This is a genomic window from Pseudomonas sp. RIT-To-2 (genome assembly GCF_029623465.1).
In the GTDB taxonomy this organism is placed as follows: domain Bacteria; phylum Pseudomonadota; class Gammaproteobacteria; order Pseudomonadales; family Pseudomonadaceae; genus Aquipseudomonas; species Aquipseudomonas silvicola.
Map to the genome: position 1 here is coordinate 1 of NZ_JAPYKM010000011.1, position 18,402 is coordinate 18,402.

Sequence of the window (18,402 nt, forward strand, 5' to 3'; positions counted from 1 at the left end):
GAAGCCCTGGGCGGTGTCGACGGCGTCCATCATATGCAGGTAGTGGGCCCAGGTTTCGGCCCAGTCTTCCCAGGGGTGCATGGTGGCGTAGGCGCTGACGTAGGACTGTTGCCAGTCCAGCGGCGCGCCCTGGTCGTAGTGGCGCTGCAGGGCGTCGGCGTAGCTTTGGGTTTCGTCACCGAACAGGCTGCGGAATTCACCCAGCCAGTGGCTGGGCGCTACCAGGCGGTCCCAGTAGTAATGACCCACTTCGTGGCGGAAATGGCCCAGCAGGGTGCGGTAGGGTTCGCGCATCATCACCCGCACTTTTTCCCGGTGGGCGTCGTCCGCTTCCTTGATGTCCAGGGTGATCAGCCCGTTGGCGTGGCCCGTGGTGGGGGCGTTGCCTTCCAGGTCGATGCCGACGAAGTCAAAGGCCAGGCCGGTTTCTTCGTCCACGCTCTTGGGCACCACGGGCAGGCCCAGGTTGATCAGTTGGGCAACCATGCGCCGCTTGGCGGTTTCCACTTTGCCCCAGCGCTCGGGGTTCTCCGGTACGGAGAGGTCGGGGATGGTGCGGTTCAGGGCGCACGAGGCGCAGAAGGTCTGGCCGCTGCTGGCCGGGATCAGCCAGTTGCACGCTGCGGCCGTTTCCAGGTTGGCGCAGCGGCGGAACGGGCCGGCGTCCGGGCGGGCGTCGAGCTGCCAGGTGCCGGGGTCGGCCGCGGGCTGCAGCGAGGAGAGAACGTTGGCGTCCGGCCAGTAGCCCAGGGCCGCAGTGCAGGCCAGGCACTGGCTGTTGCGAAAGAACACCGCCTGGCCACACTGGCACTGCCAGACCTTGCTGTTGCGTTCGGGCTGGCGCACGAAGGGGGCGGCGATGCGGGTGCTCAACTGTTCGAAAAGACGGTACATGCACTTTCTCCGGACGACAGGGGCCAGCGGTGGTGGTACTTACAATGGGGTGCTGCTGACCACGCGCAGGGCGAGGCCTTCATAAGGGTCGAGGGTGATGGTGAAGTCGCCGCTGTCGGTGAGGTCGCCTTCCACCCGTTCGTTGATGATGTCCACCACCGGGCCGGGGGCGATGCCCGGCAGGTGCAGGGTTTCCACCAGGCTTTCGGCGCTGAAGTTCAGCGCGGTGATCTGCGTGCCCTTCCCTGCCGGCAATTCGTGCACCAGTACCAACAGGCCCGGGTGCTGCACGTCGGGAATGAGAATCTGCCGGCTGGCGGCGATGTCGTAGGCACGGCGCACGGCCAGGATCTTTTTCAGCTGGGTGGCGAACGAGTCCGGCTGCTGCAACTGGGCCGTGATGCTGCCATACAGGGTTTTCGGCCGCGGCATGCCACCGGCAGACACCTCGGCTTCCGGGTCCAGGTCGACCAGGTCGTAGGCGCCGCGGTGAATCCAGCGGGTGTCGCCGTCCTGCATCAGGTGCGCCACCTTTTCGGCCGGCAGCGGCAAGGCGCCCACCAGGTCCCAGCCCGACAAGGCGAATACCCCCGGCTGCATGGCGTTGTACATCACCAGCAGCAGGTGGATGTGCTGGATCTTGCGCACATCCTCAGGGGTGATGGCGTCCAGGTCGCGTATGCCCAGGGCCGCGGTGATGATGCTGGCGGTGGTGCAGGACACGCCGTTGGTGACGAATTTCAGGTTGTACGGCGCGTGCTCGCCGGCCAGGCGCTCGTACATTTCCTCGCGAATGTGCTCGCGCAGGATGTTGCCCGGGAACGTCTGGCCTTGGTACAGGTAGGTGTCGTGGGCGTGCAGGGTCCAGAAGTGCACCAGTTCCAGGGTCAGTTCGTCGTGGTTCTGCAGGGCATGGATCAACGAGGCCGGGTCGATGCCGAAGCTGTGCACCTGGCGCAGCATCAGCCGCAGGAACTCGGTATTGCCGGTCAGCAGCGCATGCTGGTAGGCCGGGCGGGTGATGAAGTCGTAGGACAGGTCGGCGCCGCCCTTGCCCATGGCGGCGATGTCGTCGATGGTCAGGTTCAGTTCCTGGAAGCTGAAACCACCGGCCTTGCGGATGGTGCCGGCCAGCAACTGGTTGCCGTTGACCGACAGCGGGTGGCTCTCGGACCAGGCGTTGCCTTCGGCGCGGCGCTCCACGCCCAGGAAGCCGTTGGCGTCCAGGCGCAGGATGCGCGCCCCCATGATGTCGATGGAATGCAGGGCATCGCCGATGATCATCTGTTGCGCGGCGAAGGTGGGGTCCAGCCAGTTCAACGAGGGCTGGCCTTCCTTGAAGTAGTGCAGGTACACCCAGCGGCGCGCCTTGCCGTCGACGCCGACGATGACCGGGGTGACGCTCCAGTCGGTCTCCTTGACCCCCGGCTCGAAGAAGATCACCCGTTGCAGTTGGCCGACGATGTAGTGCTTGGCCTTGAGCAGGTCGACGGTTTCGGGGTGCAGGTTGCAGGCGTCGCGGCCGTCGGCGACGTCGGGCAGCAGGGGCCAGTCTTCTTCCTTGATTTCGACCATGTGGTACAGGCCGGGGTAGTCGGCGTGGGCGCGCTCGGCCAGGCGGAAGTCAGCGCCCTTGCCGGTGTGCGACGGAATGGCGTCGTCGATGACGATGGCGTTGTGGGCGGCAGCGATGCGGCTGAGGTTGAGCATTTCCGCTTCGGTGCCCAGGTCCGGGTCGATGTCGAAGCTCATGCGGTCGAAGTTGCCGTCGACGCTGGGGGTGCGTTCGCGGCCACGCAGGCCGCCGGAGAGTTTTAGCGGGCCGTTGTGGATGCCCTGGATGCCGATGTCCGACAGCGCGTGCCACAGGGTTTCATCGCCCAGGGCTTGCAGCACCGAGCCGCCATCACGGGTAATGATGGAAGCTGGGTAGGCGGTGAACCAGACCGAAGCGATGGCCGAGGCGTCCCGTGGCCGGGCTTCGGCGAAGGGCCGTTGCCACAGCCGGGCCTGGCCGGCGTAGTGAAGGGCGCGCTGTTTGGCCGCGTGGAGCATGGACTGGTCCACGAGCCATTGAATGTAGTCCTTGTCCGGCTTTGACATGGGTGACCCCCGCTATTTTGGCATTTCCTTATGAGTGCCTGGCGGTGGGATCGTTGCATAAACATAGGGCCGGTGTTAGCCCTTTGCAGGATCGGGCGACGCCTGGGAAAAGGCCGACGTGAACATTGCGCAAATGCGCGGTGGCCTGTTCCCGAGCTTCGCCCGGTCCTACAGAGACAAGCGTGTGCCGTAAGTCAGACAGTGATGTTGTGGGTTTGCAGGAAGTCGACGAAGGCGTCTTCGTCCAGCACCTGGATGCCCAGTTCGTTGGCCTTGGTCAGTTTGGAGCCCGCACCCGGCCCTGCGACCACGCAATGGGTCTTGGCCGACACGGAACCGGCCACCTTGGCGCCCAGGCTTTCCAGTTTCTCCTTGCCCACGTCGCGGCTCATGCGCTCCAGGCTGCCCGTCAGCACCCAGGTCTGGCCGGCCAGGGGCAGGCCTTCGACGACCTTTTTCTCGCTGGCCCAGTGCATGCCGAAGGCTTGCAGCTGCTGTTCCAGCTTCAGTGCCCGCTCGGCGTTGGCCGGGTCGCGGAAGTATTCGCGCACCGCGTCCGCCTGCTTGGCGGCCAGGGCCTGGCGCAGGTCGATGCCGTCGGCGGCGATGATCTTGTCCAGGCTGCCCAGCTTGGCCACCAGTTTCTCGGCGCCGGTGGGGCCTACCGAGTTGATGTCCAGTTTGGCGATCAGCCCGGCCAGGCTGGTGCTGGCGGCGAATTCGGCGTGTACGTCACCCTGGTCTTGCAGTGCCAGACCATGGCCCAGCAATTCAGCGATGACGTTGCGGTTGTGCGGGTCCTCGAAGAAGCTGTGAATTTCGTAGGCCACTTCCAGGCCAATGTCGGGCAGGTAGGTCAGCACCTGGGGCAGCGCCACCATGATGCGCTCCAGCGAGCCCAGGGAGCGGGCCAGCACTTTGGCGGTTTCCTCGCCCACATCGGGAATGCCCAGGGCAAAGATGAAGCGCGCCAGGGTCGGCCGCTTGCTGGCGGCGATGGCGTCCAGCAGCTTGCGGGTGGACACCTCGGCGAAGCCTTCCAGGTCGATGATCTGCTCGGGGGTGAGGATGTACAGGTCCGCTGGCGAGCTCACCAGGCCTTCGTCCACCAGTTGCTCGACGCTTTTTTCGCCCAGGCCGTCGATGTCCATGGCGCGGCGGGACACGAAGTGGATGATCGCCTGCTTCAGTTGCGCGCCACAGGCCAGGCGGCCGACGCAGCGGTACACCGCGCCTTCGCTGACGGTTTCCTTGCCCTTGCTGCGCTTGACCAGTTGCGTGCGCTCAACGTGGGAGCCGCACACCGGGCAGGTTTCGGGGATGTGCACAGGGCGGGCGTTTTCCGGGCGGCGCTCGGTGACCACCTGCATCACCTGGGGGATCACGTCGCCGGCACGGCGGATGATCACGGTGTCACCGATCATCAGGCCCAGGCGCGCTACTTCGTCCATGTTGTGCAGGGTGGCGTTGGCCACGGTCACGCCGGCCACCTTCACCGGCTTCAGGCGGGCGACCGGGGTGACGGCGCCGGTACGGCCCACCTGGAACTCCACGTCCAGCAGCTCGGTCAGCTCTTCCATGGCCGGGAACTTGTGGGCGATGGCCCAGCGCGGTTCGCGGGCGCGGAAGCCCAGCTCACGCTGGCTGGCCAGGCTGTTGACCTTGAACACCACGCCGTCGATCTCGTAGGCCAGGGCGTTGCGGCGCTCGCCGATGTCGCGGTAGTACGCCAGGCACTCGTCGATGCCCTTGGCCAGTTTCAGCTCGCGGCTGATGGGCATGCCCCAGGTCTTGAGCTTTTCCAGGTTGCCGATGTGGGTCTCGGCGATGTTTTCCGAGACCTGGCCCAGGCCGTAGCAGCAGAATTCCAGCGGGCGGCTGGCAGTGATCTTCGAGTCCAGCTGGCGCAGGCTGCCGGCGGCGGCGTTGCGCGGGTTGGCGAAGGTCTTGCCGCCCACTTCCATCTGCGCTTCGTTGAGGCGTTCGAAACCGGCCTTGGACATGAACACTTCGCCGCGCACCTCCAGGGTGGCGGGCCAGCCGCTGCCGTGCAGCTTGAGCGGCACGTTGCGGATGGTGCGCACGTTGACGCTGATGTCTTCACCGGTGGTGCCGTCGCCACGGGTGGCGCCGCGCACCAGCAGGCCGTCCTGGTACAGCAGGCTCACGGCCAGGCCATCGAGCTTGGGTTCGCAGCTGTATTCCACCGCCGCGCCGCCACCGAACAGGTCACCCACCGGCAGGTCCAGGCCTTCGTTCACCCGGCGGTCGAAGTCGCGCATGTCGGTTTCTTCGAAGGCGTTGCCCAGGCTGAGCATGGGGATTTCATGGCGCACCTGGCTGAACGCGGTCAGGGCCACGTTGCCCACGCGCTGGGTCGGTGAGTCGGCCGTCACCAGGTCGGGGTGCGCGGCTTCCAGTTCCTTGAGTTCGCGGAACAGGCGGTCGTACTCGGCGTCCGGGATGCTCGGCTCATCGAGCACGTGGTAGCGGTAGTTGTGCTGGTCCAGTTCGGCGCGCAGCTCGAGGATCCGGGTGTTGGCGGCGGTCATCTTGTGTGTTCTCGTGTAAAGCAAAAGAGCAGCCTGGGCTGCTCTTCGGGTGTTCGGCGAGGTTTTCCTGGTGCGGCCTTCCCGAGCTTAGCCCGGGAACAAGCCGCCACCGATCAACGCTTTTGCGTCAACGCCCGACGTTCGAATTCGACAATGCGCTGGCGGTAGTGTTCGATGGTCTGGGCCGTCAGCACGCTGCGTTGGTCATCTTTGAGTTCACCGTCCAGTTCGTGCGCCAGCTTGCGGGCCGCGGCGACCATGACGTCGAAGGCCTGCTTGGGATGGCGCGGGCCTGGCAGGCCCAGGAAGAAGCTGACCGCACGGGTGCTGAAGTGGTCGATGTCGTCCAGGTCGAAGATGCCGGGCTTCACGGCATTGGCCATGGAGAACAGCACTTCACCGTTGCCGGCCATGCTTTCGTGGCGGTGGAAAATATCCATTTCGCCAAAGCGCAGGCCGCTTTCCAGGATGTTCTGCAGCAGGGCCGGGCCTTTGAAGCCACCTTCGGAACGGGAGATCACGCTGATCACCAGCACTTCCTCGGCCTGGGGCACGTCGCGGTGCTCGGCCGGCGCGGTGCCAGAGGCATTGAAGGCCGGGGCCTTGTCGTCCGGGAAGTCGTCGTCGCGGGCACTGAACAGGGTCGGTTGCTCGGGTTCCAGCGCCAGGTCGCCCTGGGTGGATTCGGCGGCCACGCGCTCACGCTCGCGTTCACGCTGTTCCTGTTTTTCGCGTTTGCCGCGCTTGGCCACCGGCTCACGCGCAGGGGCGCTCATGGACGGCAGGTCATGCTCGTCCAGCGAGGGCTCGCGGGCCTCTTCCAGTACCCGCGACGGGCCCAGTACCTCGGCACTGTGCTCTTCGTCCGGCAGGTTGGAGAAGCTGCGGTCGAGCCTGAATTTCAATTTGCCCTTGCCGCCGCGCATGCGGCGCCAGCCATCGAAGAGAATACCGGCGATGACAATCACGCCGATGACGATCAGCCATTCGCGCAGACCGATTTCCATTTAATCCTGTGCCTCTATGAAAAATGCTGAAAAATAAAGGGTTTAAACCCCTTTAAAACGTGGCGCCAACTCTATGTTCTGACAGGCGTTTTCCCCACGCGTACGAAAATATGTCTAATAAACTAGCACGACCAAAGATAACTTTACACCGTCTGTCGCAGCAGATACGCCAATTAAGTGCAAGCGGTCCAAATTCGCTCGCGCGTCAGGCGTCGACCATCGCCATCGCCTCCTCTACGTCCACCGCTACCAGGCGCGAGCAACCGGGCTCGTGCATGGTCACGCCCATCAACTGGTCGGCCATTTCCATGGCGATCTTGTTGTGGGTGATGTAGATGAATTGAACCGTCTGGGACATTTCCTTCACCAGCCGGGCGTAGCGTCCAACGTTAGCGTCATCCAGCGGTGCGTCAACTTCGTCGAGCATGCAGAATGGCGCCGGGTTGAGCTGGAAGATGGAAAACACCAGGGCCAGGGCCGTCAGGGCTTTTTCGCCGCCAGACAGCAAATGGATGGTGCTGTTCTTCTTGCCAGGGGGTCTCGCCATGATTGTGACCCCTGTATCGAGTAAATCTTCGCCCGTCAGTTCCAAATAAGCGCTACCACCGCCGAAAACCTTCGGAAACAGGGCCTGCAGGCCACCGTTTATCTGATCAAAGGTATCCTTGAAGCGGTTACGGGTTTCCTTGTCGATCTTGCGAATGACGTTTTCCAGGGTGTCCAGGGCTTCCACCAGGTCGGCGTTCTGCGCGTCCAGGTAGCGTTTGCGTTCGGACTGCTGCTGGTACTCGTCAATGGCCGCCAGGTTGATGGCGCCCAGGCGTTGGATGCGGGCGTTGATGCGTTCCAGCTCTTCCTCGGCCTCTTTTTCGTTGGCCAGGGCGTCGAGGGTGGCGATCACGCCTTGCAGGTCGTAGCCATCCTCGTGCAACTGTTCCTGCAGGGCCGTGCGCTTGACGCTCAGGCCCTGCCATTCCATGCGGTGCTGTTCCAGTTGGCCGCGGATCATCTGCGACTGCTGCTCGGCCTGGGTGCGGCGCTTCTCGGCGTCGCGCAGCTCGGTGTCGGCGTCTTCCAGGGCGGCCTTGGCCAGGCGCATTTCGTCGTCGACGGCCATGCGCCGTTCCAGCAGTTCTTCGAGTTTGAGGCGCAGCTCTTCCAGGGGGGCCTCGCCCTCCTCCAGGTTCAGCGACAACTGCTCGCGCTTCTCGGTCAGGCGCTCGGCCTGCAATTCCAGGCGTTCAAGGGCCTGGCGGGTGGAGTCGTGCTGGGCGCGCAACGAGCCCAGGCGCACGGCCAACTGGTGGGCGTGGTCCTTGTGCTGGCGGGCGTCCTGGCGCACCTGGTCGAGGCGCTCGCGCAGGCTGTCGCGCTGGGCCATCAGCAATTCGCGCTGCTCGGTGTCCTGGGCCATGGCGTCGAGGGCGTCCTGCAGTTGCAGGCGCGACTCGCCCAGCTCTTCGCTCTCCAGGGCGCGCTGCTCGGCCAGTTCCGCCAGCTCCTCATCCAGGCGACGGCGGCGCAGGGCCAACTGCTCGGCCTTGGCGCGGCCGGCGGACAGCTGCGCCTTGAGCTCACCTTGTTGACGAGCCTCTTCGGCCAGTTGGCGGCGCAGTTGCTCGCGGGCTTCTTCCTGCACGACCTGTTGCTCGCGCAGGTGCTCAAGACGCTCGTCCAGGGTGGCCAGGGCCGCTTCACGTTCGTCGCGCTCCAGGCCCAGGTTTTCCAGCTCCTGACCGCGGGCCAGCACGCTGCCCTGGGCATCGCTGGCACGGCTGACGCGCAGGAAGTGCCGGCCCACCCAGTAGCCGTCACGGCTGATCAGGCTCTGGCCCGGTTGCAGGTGGGCGCGGCCGGCCAGGGCGTCGTCCAGGGTTTCCACCGGTTTGACCTGGCCCAGCCAGGCGCTGAGGTCGGTGCTGCTGTGCACCTTGTCCAGCAGGCTGCCGGGCACGCTCGGGCTACCACCGGCAGCGGTGAGCAGGCGCAACTCGCCTTGCTCGAACGCTTCCAGCGCCAGGCCGTTGAAATCATCCACCAGCACGGCTTGCAGGTCGGCACCCAGCACGGTTTCCACCGCCAGCTCCCAGCCGGCGTCCACCCGCAGCCCCTCGGCCAGGCGCGGACGCTGGTCCAGGTGCTGGTCGCGCAGCCACTCGGCGGTACCGGTGCCGGGGTCCAGGGCGGCCTGTTGCAGGGCTTCCAGGGAGGCAAGGCGGCCGTTCAGGCGTTGCAGTTCGCCCTGGGCCTGCTGTTGCTCGCGGGTGGCCTGCTGCAATTGCTCGCGCACCTGTTCAAGGCGCTCCACCTGCTGGGCTTCGCCGGCTTGCAACTCCTCGATGAGCATGTCGCTGGCGGCCAGTTGTTCGCCCAGTTCCAGAATGGCCGCGTCCTCGGGGTCGGCGGCCAGTTGCGCGCGTTCTTCACTCAGGCGCCGCTGGCGTTCACCCAGGCGCTCCATGGACTGGTCCAGTTGCTGGATGCGTGACTGCTGCACCTCGGCCTGGCGCCGAGGCTCGGCGGAACGGGTGTTGAACACATCCCACTGCTCCTGCCAGCCCTGCATGGTCGCTTCGGATTCTTCCAGGGCGGCGGCGGCCTCTTCGGCGGCGGCGCTGGTCATTTCCTGCTCGGGCGCGAGCATTTCCAGTTCTTCGCCCAGGGTGGCCAGCAAGGTGCGGTCGTGGCCCAGGTGCGACTCGGTTTCCTGGCGCGAGCGTTCGGCTTCGCGCAGGTCATCCTGCAACTGCCTGAGGCGCTGCTGGCCGTGCTGAATGTTCTGCTCGACCCGGGCGATGTCGCCGCCCACCGAGTAGAAGCGCCCCTGCACCAGGTTGAAGCGCTCGGACAGGTCGTGGTGGCCGTCACGCAGGCGCTCGATGGCGGCATCGGCGTTGCGCTGCTCGGCCACCAGGGCTTCGAAGCTGACTTCCTGGGTGCCGATGACGGCTTCGCGCTGGGCCACCTGCTCGTTCAGGGCCTGCCAGCGCAAGGCCGACAGTTGCGCCTTGAGCTGACGTTCCTCGGCCTTGTACTCCTGGTATTTCTCGGCGGCCTGGGCCTGGCGGTGCAGACGTTCGAGCTGGCGTTCCAGCTCTTCGCGCAGGTCGGTCAGGCGCTCCAGGTTCTCGTGGGTGCGGCGAATACGGTTCTCGGTCTCGCGGCGGCGCTCCTTGTATTTGGAGATGCCAGCCGCTTCCTCGATGAAGTTGCGCAGGTCTTCGGGCTTGGCCTCGATCAGTTTGCTGATCATGCCCTGCTCGATGATCGAATAGCTGCGCGGGCCCAGGCCGGTGCCCAGGAAAATGTCGGTGATGTCCTTGCGTCGGCACTTGGTGCCGTTGAGGTAGTAGGTGTTCTGGCTGTCGCGGGTCACCTTGCGGCGGATGGAAATTTCCGCGTAGGCGGCGTATTCGCCCACCAGGGTGCTGTCGCTGTTGTCGAACACCAGTTCGATGCTGGCCTGGCTTACGGGCTTGCGGCTGGTGGAGCCGTTGAAGATGACGTCGGTCATCGACTCGCCGCGCAGGTTCTTCGCCGAGCTTTCGCCCATCACCCAGCGCACGGCGTCGATGATGTTGGACTTGCCGCAGCCGTTGGGGCCTACCACCGCCGCCATGTTGCTGGGAAAGTTCACCGTGGTGGGGTCCACGAACGACTTGAACCCGGCCAGCTTGATGCATTTGAGCCGCATGGTCAGTCCGCCGCCAGCGCGGCCAGCACCAGCTGGCAACTGCGCTGGGTGTAGTCGCCCAGTACCTGGCGGATACGCGGCAGGTCACGGGCCACCACGGCTTCGAGCAGGCTGTTGAACAGGTGCATGTAATCGCCCATGGTGGCCTTGCGCTGTTCCAGCGCCAGGTAATAGGTACGGCTCATGGCCGGCTGCAGGTTCTCGACGGTTTCCTGCAGGTACGGGTTGTCGGCGAACGGATAGGTCGCGCGCATCACGTTGAAGCTATCCTCAACGAAGGCCTTGATGTCCTTGCGCTCCAGGCTCGCCATCAGGCGTTGCTGGATCACCAGGAACGGCGCCAGGTCGGCCTGGGCTTTCCAGCGTTCGGCCACGGCAGTGCCGAGCAGGATGTACATCTCGCTCATCAGCGCGCACAGGCTCTGCACCTTGTGGGCGCTCAATTCGGTCACGTGTGCACCACGACGCGGCAGGATCGCGATCAGGTGGCGGCGTTCCAGGATCAGCAGCGCTTCACGCACCGAGCCGCGGCTGACATTGAGGGCAGCCGTGACTTTCTGTTCCTGAATGCGCTCACCGGGCGCGAGTTCGCCCTGAATGATGCGGTCGGCCAGGTAATCGGCGATTTGCTCGGAGAGACTGTCCGGCGCCTTGAACGTCATGGTTGTCCTTCAAACTCGTTGAACGTGGCAAGCGGCGAAGTGTAGCGCACTTGCCCCCCACAATCGCAGAGGGGTTCATGGCCAATTGGCATGAATTAAGCAAAATAATCGGGGGAAGGACAGGCAACGCATTCCACTGTGGGACCGGGCGCAGCTCGGGAAGGCAATACCACCGTCCGGCAAAGAGGCCGCGTCGTCTGTTTCCCGAGCTTCGCCCGGTCCCACAAAAAAGCACCCCCGGGACTGGGGAATTGCCGCTCGCCTGAAAACCTGACTTTAAAGTCAGAAAATTGTTGACCGCCCAGCCAGACTTGCGAGATTCTGGGCCGACAACAACAAAATGTGTCAGTGAGGCCATACCGTGATCCAGTTTCTACTCAACCGGGAATTGCGCAGTGAACATGCGCTGGACCCCAACCTGACCGTGCTGGAGTACCTGCGCACGCACCTGAAAAAGCCTGGCACCAAGGAAGGCTGTGCCAGCGGCGACTGCGGCGCCTGTACCGTGGTGGTGGCGGAACTGGAAGGTGATGGCCTGCGCTACCGCAGCCTCAACTCCTGCCTGACGTTCGTCGCCTCCCTGCACGGCAAGCAACTGATCAGCGTCGAAGACCTCAAGCACAAGGGCCGTCTGCACAGCGTGCAGCAGGCCATGGTCGACTGCCATGGTTCCCAGTGCGGGTTCTGCACGCCAGGCTTCGTGATGTCGCTGTTTGCCCTGCAAAAGAACATCGACCAGCCCGACCACCACAAGGCCCATGAGGCCCTGGCCGGTAACCTGTGCCGCTGCACCGGTTACCGGCCCATCCTGGCGGCCGCCGACCAGGCCTGCGGCCAGCAGGCCCCCGACCAGTTCGACCAGGCCCAGGCCGAGACCATCGCCCAGCTGAAAGCCATCGCCCCGCGCGAAACCGGTGAACTCAACAGCGGCGACAAACGCTGCCTGGTACCGCTGACCGTGGCGGACCTGGCCGACCTGTATGGCTCGCACCCCGAAGCCAGGCTGCTGGCGGGCGGTACCGACCTGGCCCTGGAAGTCACCCAGTTCCACCGCACGCTGCCGGTGATGATCTACGTGGGCAACGTGGCCGAGATGAAACGCATCGAGCACTTTGACGACCGCCTGGAGATCGGTGCCGCCACCGCGCTTACCGATTGCTACGAAGCCTTGAAGGCCGAGTACCCCGACTTCGGTGACCTGCTGCAGCGCTTCGCGTCGTTGCAGATCCGTAACCAGGGCACCCTGGGCGGCAATATCGGCAACGCTTCGCCCATCGGCGACAGCCCGCCCCTGCTGATCGCCCTGGGCGCGCAGATCGTGCTGCGCAAGGGCGACACCACTCGCACCCTGGCGCTGGAAGACTATTTCATCGACTACCGCATCACCGCGCGGCAGGACAGCGAGTTCATCGAGAAGATCATCGTGCCACGGGCCCAGGCCAGCCACCGCTTCCGCGCCTACAAGGTGTCCAAGCGCCTGGACGACGATATTTCGGCGGTGTGCGCGGCGTTCAGCCTGCGCATCGAAGACCAGGTGATCACCGAGGTGCGCACCGGTTTCGGCGGCATGGCCGCCATTCCCAAACGCGCCCGCGCCTGCGAAGCAGCGTTGCTGGGCAAGGTGTTCAACAACGCGACCCTGGAAGCCGCCTGCGCGGCCCTGGCCGAAGACTTCACGCCGCTGTCGGACTTTCGTGCCAGCAAGGAATACCGCCTGCTGGCCGCCCAGAACCTGCTGCGCAAGTATTTCATCGAGCAGCAATCGCCCCACACCGAGACCCGGGTGACCGCCTATGTCTAACCACCACGCAGAACCCCTGACCCAGGCGCAACTGGCCGAGCGCTTCGCCGCCGGCCTGACCACCGGCGTGGGCCGCAGCGTCAAGCATGACAGCGCCGACAAGCACGTCTCGGGCGAGGCGCAGTACATCGATGACCGCCTCGAATTTCCCAACCAGTTGCATGTGTATGCACGGCTGTCCGACCGCGCCCACGCGCGCATTCTCAAGGTCGACACCGCGCCCTGCTACGACTTCGAGGGGGTGCGCATCGCCATCACCCACGAAGACATCCCAGGGTTGAAGGACATCGGCCCGCTGTTGCCAGGCGACCCGTTGCTGGCCATCGACCGGGTGGAGTTCGTCGGCCAGCCGGTGGTGGCCGTGGCCGCGCGCGACCTGGAAACCGCACGCAAGGCCGCCATGGCGGCGGTCATCGAATACGAAGACCTGGAACCGGTGCTCGACGTGGTCGAAGCCTTCCGCAAGCAGCACTACGTGCTCGACAGCCACACCCACAAGCGCGGCGATTCGGACACCGCCCTGGCCAGCGCCCCGCACCGCCTGCAAGGCAGCCTGCACATCGGCGGCCAGGAGCACTTCTACCTGGAAACCCAGATCTCCTCGGTGATGCCCACCGAGGACGGCGGCATGATCGTCTATTGCTCCACCCAGAACCCCACCGAAGTGCAGAAACTGGTGGCCGAGGTGCTGGACGTGTCGATGAACAAGGTGGTGGTGGACATGCGCCGCATGGGCGGCGGCTTCGGCGGCAAGGAAACCCAGGCTGCCAGCCCCGCCTGCCTGTGCGCGGTGGTCGCCCACCTCACCGGCCAGCCCACCAAGATGCGCCTGCCGCGGGTGGAAGACATGTCGATGACCGGCAAGCGCCACCCCTTCTATGTCGAATACGACGTGGGTTTCGACGACAGCGGCCGCCTGCATGGCATCCACATGGACCTGGCGGGCAACTGCGGCTACTCGCCGGACCTGTCGGCCTCCATCGTCGACCGCGCCATGTTTCACGCCGATAACTCGTACTACCTGGGCGACGCCACCATCAACGGCCACCGCTGCAAGACCAACACCGCCTCCAACACCGCCTACCGCGGCTTTGGCGGGCCGCAAGGCATGGTCGCCATCGAGGAAGTGATGGACCGCATCGCCCGCCACCTGGCCCTGGACCCGTTGGCCGTGCGCAAGGCGAATTACTACGGCAAGACCGACCGCAACGTCACCCACTACTACCAGACGGTGGAACACAACCTGCTGGAAGAAATGACCGCGGAACTGGAAGCCAGTAGCGAGTACCACGAGCGTCGCGAGTCGATCCGCCGCTTCAACGCCCACAGCCCGGTGCTGAAGAAGGGCCTGGCGCTGACACCGGTCAAATTCGGCATCTCGTTCACCGCCAGCTTCCTCAACCAGGCGGGCGCCCTGATCCACATCTACACCGATGGCAGCATCCACTTGAACCACGGCGGCACCGAGATGGGCCAGGGCCTGAACACCAAGGTCGCCCAGGTGGTGGCCGAAGTGTTCCAGGTGGGCATAGACCGCATCCAGATCACCGCCACCAATACCGACAAGGTGCCCAACACCTCGCCCACGGCGGCCTCCAGCGGCGCCGACCTGAACGGCAAGGCCGCGCAGAACGCTGCCGAAACCATCAAGCAGCGGCTGGTGGAATTCGCTGCGCGCAAATACGGCGTCAGCGATGAAGACGTGGAATTTCGCAACGGCCATGTGCGTGTACGCGAGCTGATCATGCCCTTTGCTGACCTGATCGTGCAGGCGTGGATGGGCCAGGTGTCGCTGTCCAGCACCGGCTACTACAAAACCCCGAAGATCTTCTACGACCGCAGCCAGGCGCGCGGCCGGCCGTTCTATTATTTCGCCTTCGGCGCGGCCTGCGCTGAAGTGGTGGTCGATACCCTGACCGGCGAGTACAAGATGCTGCGCACCGACATCCTGCATGACGTGGGTGCGTCGCTGAACCCGGCCATCGACATCGGCCAAGTGGAAGGTGGCTATATTCAGGGCATGGGCTGGCTGACCACCGAGGAACTGGTGTGGAACGCCAAGGGCAAGCTGATGACCAACGGCCCGGCCAGCTACAAGATCCCAGCGGTGGCCGACATGCCCGCCGACCTGCGGGTGAAGCTGGTGGAGAACCGCAAGAACCCGGAAGACACGGTGTTCCATTCCAAGGCCGTGGGCGAGCCGCCGTTCATGCTGGGGATTGCCGCCTGGTGCGCGATCAAGGACGCGGTGGCGAGCCTGGCGGACTACAAGGTGCAGCCGCTGATCGATGCGCCGGCGACGCCCGAGCGGGTGTTGTGGGGGTGTGAGCAGATGCGCAAGGCGGTGGCGGCTGCCGCGGCGCCCGTCACGGAAGAAGTCGTTTGATGGGCCGGCCTCTTCGCGAGCAAGCTTGGCTCCCACAGCGTACACCCGCCCCCGGGGTTCACCCTGTGGAAGCCAAGCTTGCTTGCGAAGAGGCCATTGAACACACCAAGGAACCCAGACCATGAACAACTGGATCAGCGCCCTGGCCGAACTGCAGCAACAAGGCGAACCCTGCGTACTGGTGACCATCATCGAGGAACAGGGCTCCACGCCGCGCAATGCTGGCTCCAAGATGGTGGTCAGCGCCACCCGGCTGTACGACACCATCGGTGGCGGCCACCTGGAATACAAGGCCATGCACATCGCCCGCGAGATGCTCGCCAACGGCCAGCACGGCACGCGCCTGGAGCGCTTCAGCCTCGGCGCCAGCCTGGGCCAATGCTGCGGCGGCGTCACGGTGTTGCTGTTCGAACCCATGGGCCAGGTGCAGGCGCACATCGCCGTGTTTGGCGCCGGCCACGTCGGCCGCGCCCTGGTGCCCTTGCTGGCCAGCCTGCCCTGCCGGGTGCGCTGGATCGACTCGCGGCCACAGGAATTTCCCGCATTCATCCCTGAAGGTGTGCGCACCATCGTCAATGATGAACCCGTGGATGAGGTGGATGACCTGCCCAAGGGCTGTTATTGCATCGTCATGACCCACAACCACGCCCTGGACCTTGAACTGACCGCGGCCATCCTCAAACGCAACGATTTCACCTGGTTCGGCCTGATCGGCTCGAAAACCAAACGCGTCAAGTTCGAGCATCGCCTGCGCGACCGCGGCTTCGACCCCCAGGTGGTGCAACGCATGAAGTGCCCCATGGGCCTGGCGGACGTCAAAGGCAAATTGCCGATGGAAATCGCGGTTTCGGTCGCCGCTGAAATCATCGCCACCTACAACGTAAACTTCGGCCAGGCCACTGCCAGCGCCGAACCCATTGCCCAACTGCTGCCGCACTCGCGACGCAGCCAAGCCTGAAACAAGGAACCCCATGAGCCTGACCCGCAAAGCCTACCGCGCCGCCATTTTGCACAGCATTGGCGACCCCGCAGAAGTGGGCATCGACGCTTCTTACGAATACTTCGCCGACGGCCTGCTGGTGGTCGAGGACGGCAAGATCAGTGCCGTCGGCCACGCCGAAGCGTTGCTGCCAACGCTGCCTGGCGACCTCATGATCGAGCAGTACACCGACGCCCTGATTACCCCGGGGTTCATTGACACGCACATCCACCTGCCGCAAACCGGCATGATCGGCTCCTACGGCGAGCAATTGCTGGACTGGTTGAACACCTACACCTTCCCGTTCGAAAGCCAGTTCGCCGACAAGGCCCACGCCGATGAAGTGGCCGACATCTTCATCAAGGAACTGCTGCGCAACGGCACCACCACCGCCCTGGTGTTCGGCAGCGTGCACCCCGAGTCGGTGAATGCCTTCTTCGAAGCGGCCGAGAAGCTCGACCTGCGCATGATCGCCGGCAAGGTGATGATGGACCGCAACGCCCCCGACTACCTGGTGGACACGGCTCAAAGCAGCTACACCGACAGCAAGGCGCTGATCGAGCGCTGGCACGGCAAGGGCCGCCTGCACTACGCGGTCACCCCGCGCTTCGCCCCTACCAGCACCCCGGAACAATTGACCGTGGCCGGGCAGTTGCTGGCCGAATACCCTGACGTGTACATGCAGACCCACATCAGCGAAAACCTCAAGGAAATCGAATGGGTCAAGGCGCTGTTCCCCGAGCGCAAGGGCTACCTGGACGTCTACGACCACTACAAGCTGCTGGGTGAGCGCTCGGTGTTCGCCCACGGCGTGCACCTGTGCGATGACGAATGCGCACGCCTGGCCGAAACCGGCTCGGCGGTGTCGTTCTGCCCGACGTCGAACTTCTTCCTGGGCAGCGGCCTCTTCAACCTGCCCATGGCCGAGAAACACAAGCTCAACGTAGGCCTGGGCACGGACGTGGGGGGTGGTACCAGCTTCTCGCTGCTGCAAACCCTGAACGAGGCCTACAAGGTGATGCAACTGCAGGGTGCGCGGTTGAGCCCCTTCAAGTCGCTGTACCTGGCGACCCTGGGCGGCGCGCGGGCGTTGCGCCTGGAAGACAAGGTGGGCAGCCTGCAGGCGGGCAGCGATGCCGACTTCCTGGTGCTGGACTACAACGCCACGCCGTTGCTGTCGTACCGCATCAAGCAGTCCAAAAGCATCGAAGAGACCCTGTTCGTGTTGACCACCCTGGGTGACGACCGCACGGTGCAGGCCACCTACGCCGCTGGCGCCAAGGTACACCAGCGTTAACCCGCGCCGGCCGGGTCCCTGCGAGCCGCGTAGCAGCGGACCTGGCTGCGTCGGCGGTGCATGCGGTGGGCCTGGCTGCGTCGGCGGTGCATGCGGTGGGCCTGATGCTGCGCGGCGCCTGTGACGCGGCCGGGTCCGCTGCTACGCTTTGGTGGTTTTCTTGCCTTGCAGCAGGTGTGAGAACACTGCGTGCAGGTCATCCGACGCACTGTCGTCGTCCAGGTTGAGCTTGCTGTCGATGTGGTCCATGTGGTGCATCATCAGGTCCACCGCTTTCACCGCGTCGCGCGCTTCGATAGCGTCGATCAGCTGGGTGTGCTCGTCGTAGGAGCAGTGCGAGCGGTTGCCGCTTTCGTACTGGGCGATGATCAGCGAGGTCTGCGATACCAGGCTGCGCTGGAAGCTGATCAGTGGCGCATTCTTCGCCGCCTCGGCCAGTTTGAGGTGGAACTCGCCGGACAGGCGAATGCCGGCGCCACGGTCGCCGCGCGAAAAGCTGTCGCGTTCATCCAGCACCATCTGCCGCAGTTCGGCCAACTGCTCGGCAGTGGCGTGCTCTACCGCAAGCTCCGTGATGGCGCGCTCGACCATGCGCCGGGCGAAGAACACCTGCCGGGCTTCCTCCACGCTGGGGCTGGCCACCACTGCGCCGCGGTTGGGCCGCAACAGCACCACACCTTCGTGGGCCAGGCGCGACAAAGCGCGGCGGATGATGGTGCGGCTGACGCCAAAAATCTCGCCCAGCGCTTCCTCGCTCAATTTGGTCCCGGGTGCCAGGCGCTGTTCGAGAATGGCCTCGAAAATGTGGGCGTAGACAATGTCGTCCTGGGTACCGAGGCGCCCGGCCTTGGCCGTGCGCGAAGGTTTCTTGAGAGGTTGCAGCTGTTCGTTCATGGGCACTCGAAGGCGTGGTAGCGGCGGCAGTATGGCCCATTGTACACAGGGCCACGGGCTTGTGTCAGGTCAAGCATAGCGGCACTTGGCAACTACCCCTGACCCCCTATATGCCAGCATCGGAAAATAACCT

The 18,402-nt window shown here is 64.6% G+C and carries 11 protein-coding genes; 4 read left to right on the top strand and 7 right to left on the bottom strand.

Annotated features, from left to right (window positions below; all coding sequences use genetic code 11):
- The 6 genes from QBK88_RS12080 to QBK88_RS12105 all read right to left on the bottom strand — a co-directional run.
- Positions 1–894 (bottom strand): putative zinc-binding peptidase (locus QBK88_RS12080; RefSeq protein WP_277962214.1); only part of this gene is annotated, 894 nt, incomplete at its 3' end.
- 39 nt (positions 895–933) lie between these two features.
- A complete protein-coding gene (treS, locus tag QBK88_RS12085) occupies positions 934–2,997 on the bottom strand; it encodes a maltose alpha-D-glucosyltransferase (protein ID WP_277962215.1) in 2,064 nt (687 codons plus the stop codon).
- A 194-nt stretch (positions 2,998–3,191) separates the two neighbouring features.
- Complete coding sequence (gene ligA, locus QBK88_RS12090; protein ID WP_277962216.1) at positions 3,192–5,549, bottom strand: NAD-dependent DNA ligase LigA; 2,358 nt, start codon at positions 5,547–5,549, stop codon at positions 3,192–3,194.
- Positions 5,550–5,662: 113 nt separating this feature from the next.
- The gene (zipA, locus tag QBK88_RS12095) at positions 5,663–6,556 is read right to left on the bottom strand and encodes a cell division protein ZipA (protein ID WP_277962217.1); all 894 of its coding nucleotides are present in this window, start codon (positions 6,554–6,556) and stop codon (positions 5,663–5,665) included.
- 205 nt (positions 6,557–6,761) lie between these two features.
- On the bottom strand, positions 6,762–10,250 hold the full coding sequence (gene smc, locus QBK88_RS12100; protein ID WP_277962218.1) for a chromosome segregation protein SMC: 3,489 nt from the start codon (positions 10,248–10,250) through the stop codon (positions 6,762–6,764).
- 2 nt (positions 10,251–10,252) lie between these two features.
- Positions 10,253–10,912, bottom strand: a complete 660-nt coding sequence (locus tag QBK88_RS12105) for a GntR family transcriptional regulator (RefSeq protein ID WP_268144379.1) — start codon at positions 10,910–10,912, stop codon at positions 10,253–10,255.
- Positions 10,913–11,273: 361 nt separating this feature from the next.
- Here QBK88_RS12105 and xdhA point away from each other — a divergent pair, with 361 nt between their 5' ends.
- The 4 genes from xdhA (at position 11,274) to guaD (ending at position 17,375) form a co-directional block, all read left to right on the top strand.
- On the top strand, positions 11,274–12,713 hold the full coding sequence (xdhA, locus tag QBK88_RS12110) for a xanthine dehydrogenase small subunit (RefSeq protein ID WP_277962219.1): 1,440 nt from the start codon (positions 11,274–11,276) through the stop codon (positions 12,711–12,713).
- Complete coding sequence (xdhB, locus tag QBK88_RS12115; protein WP_277962220.1) at positions 12,706–15,099, top strand: xanthine dehydrogenase molybdopterin binding subunit; 2,394 nt, start codon at positions 12,706–12,708, stop codon at positions 15,097–15,099. The genes xdhA and xdhB overlap by 8 nt, the downstream gene beginning before the upstream one ends.
- A 121-nt stretch (positions 15,100–15,220) precedes the next feature.
- Entirely contained in the window at positions 15,221–16,057 is an 837-nt protein-coding gene (gene xdhC, locus QBK88_RS12120; protein ID WP_277962221.1) for a xanthine dehydrogenase accessory protein XdhC, read from the top strand.
- Between the two features lie 13 nt (positions 16,058–16,070).
- Positions 16,071–17,375, top strand: a complete 1,305-nt coding sequence (guaD, locus tag QBK88_RS12125; RefSeq protein ID WP_277962222.1) for a guanine deaminase — start codon at positions 16,071–16,073, stop codon at positions 17,373–17,375.
- A gap of 141 nt (positions 17,376–17,516) precedes the next feature.
- Here the strand turns inward: guaD and QBK88_RS12130 are convergent, their stop codons facing one another.
- A complete protein-coding gene (locus QBK88_RS12130) occupies positions 17,517–18,269 on the bottom strand; it encodes a GntR family transcriptional regulator (protein WP_277962223.1) in 753 nt (250 codons plus the stop codon).
- Positions 18,270–18,402: the final 133 nt, after the last annotated feature.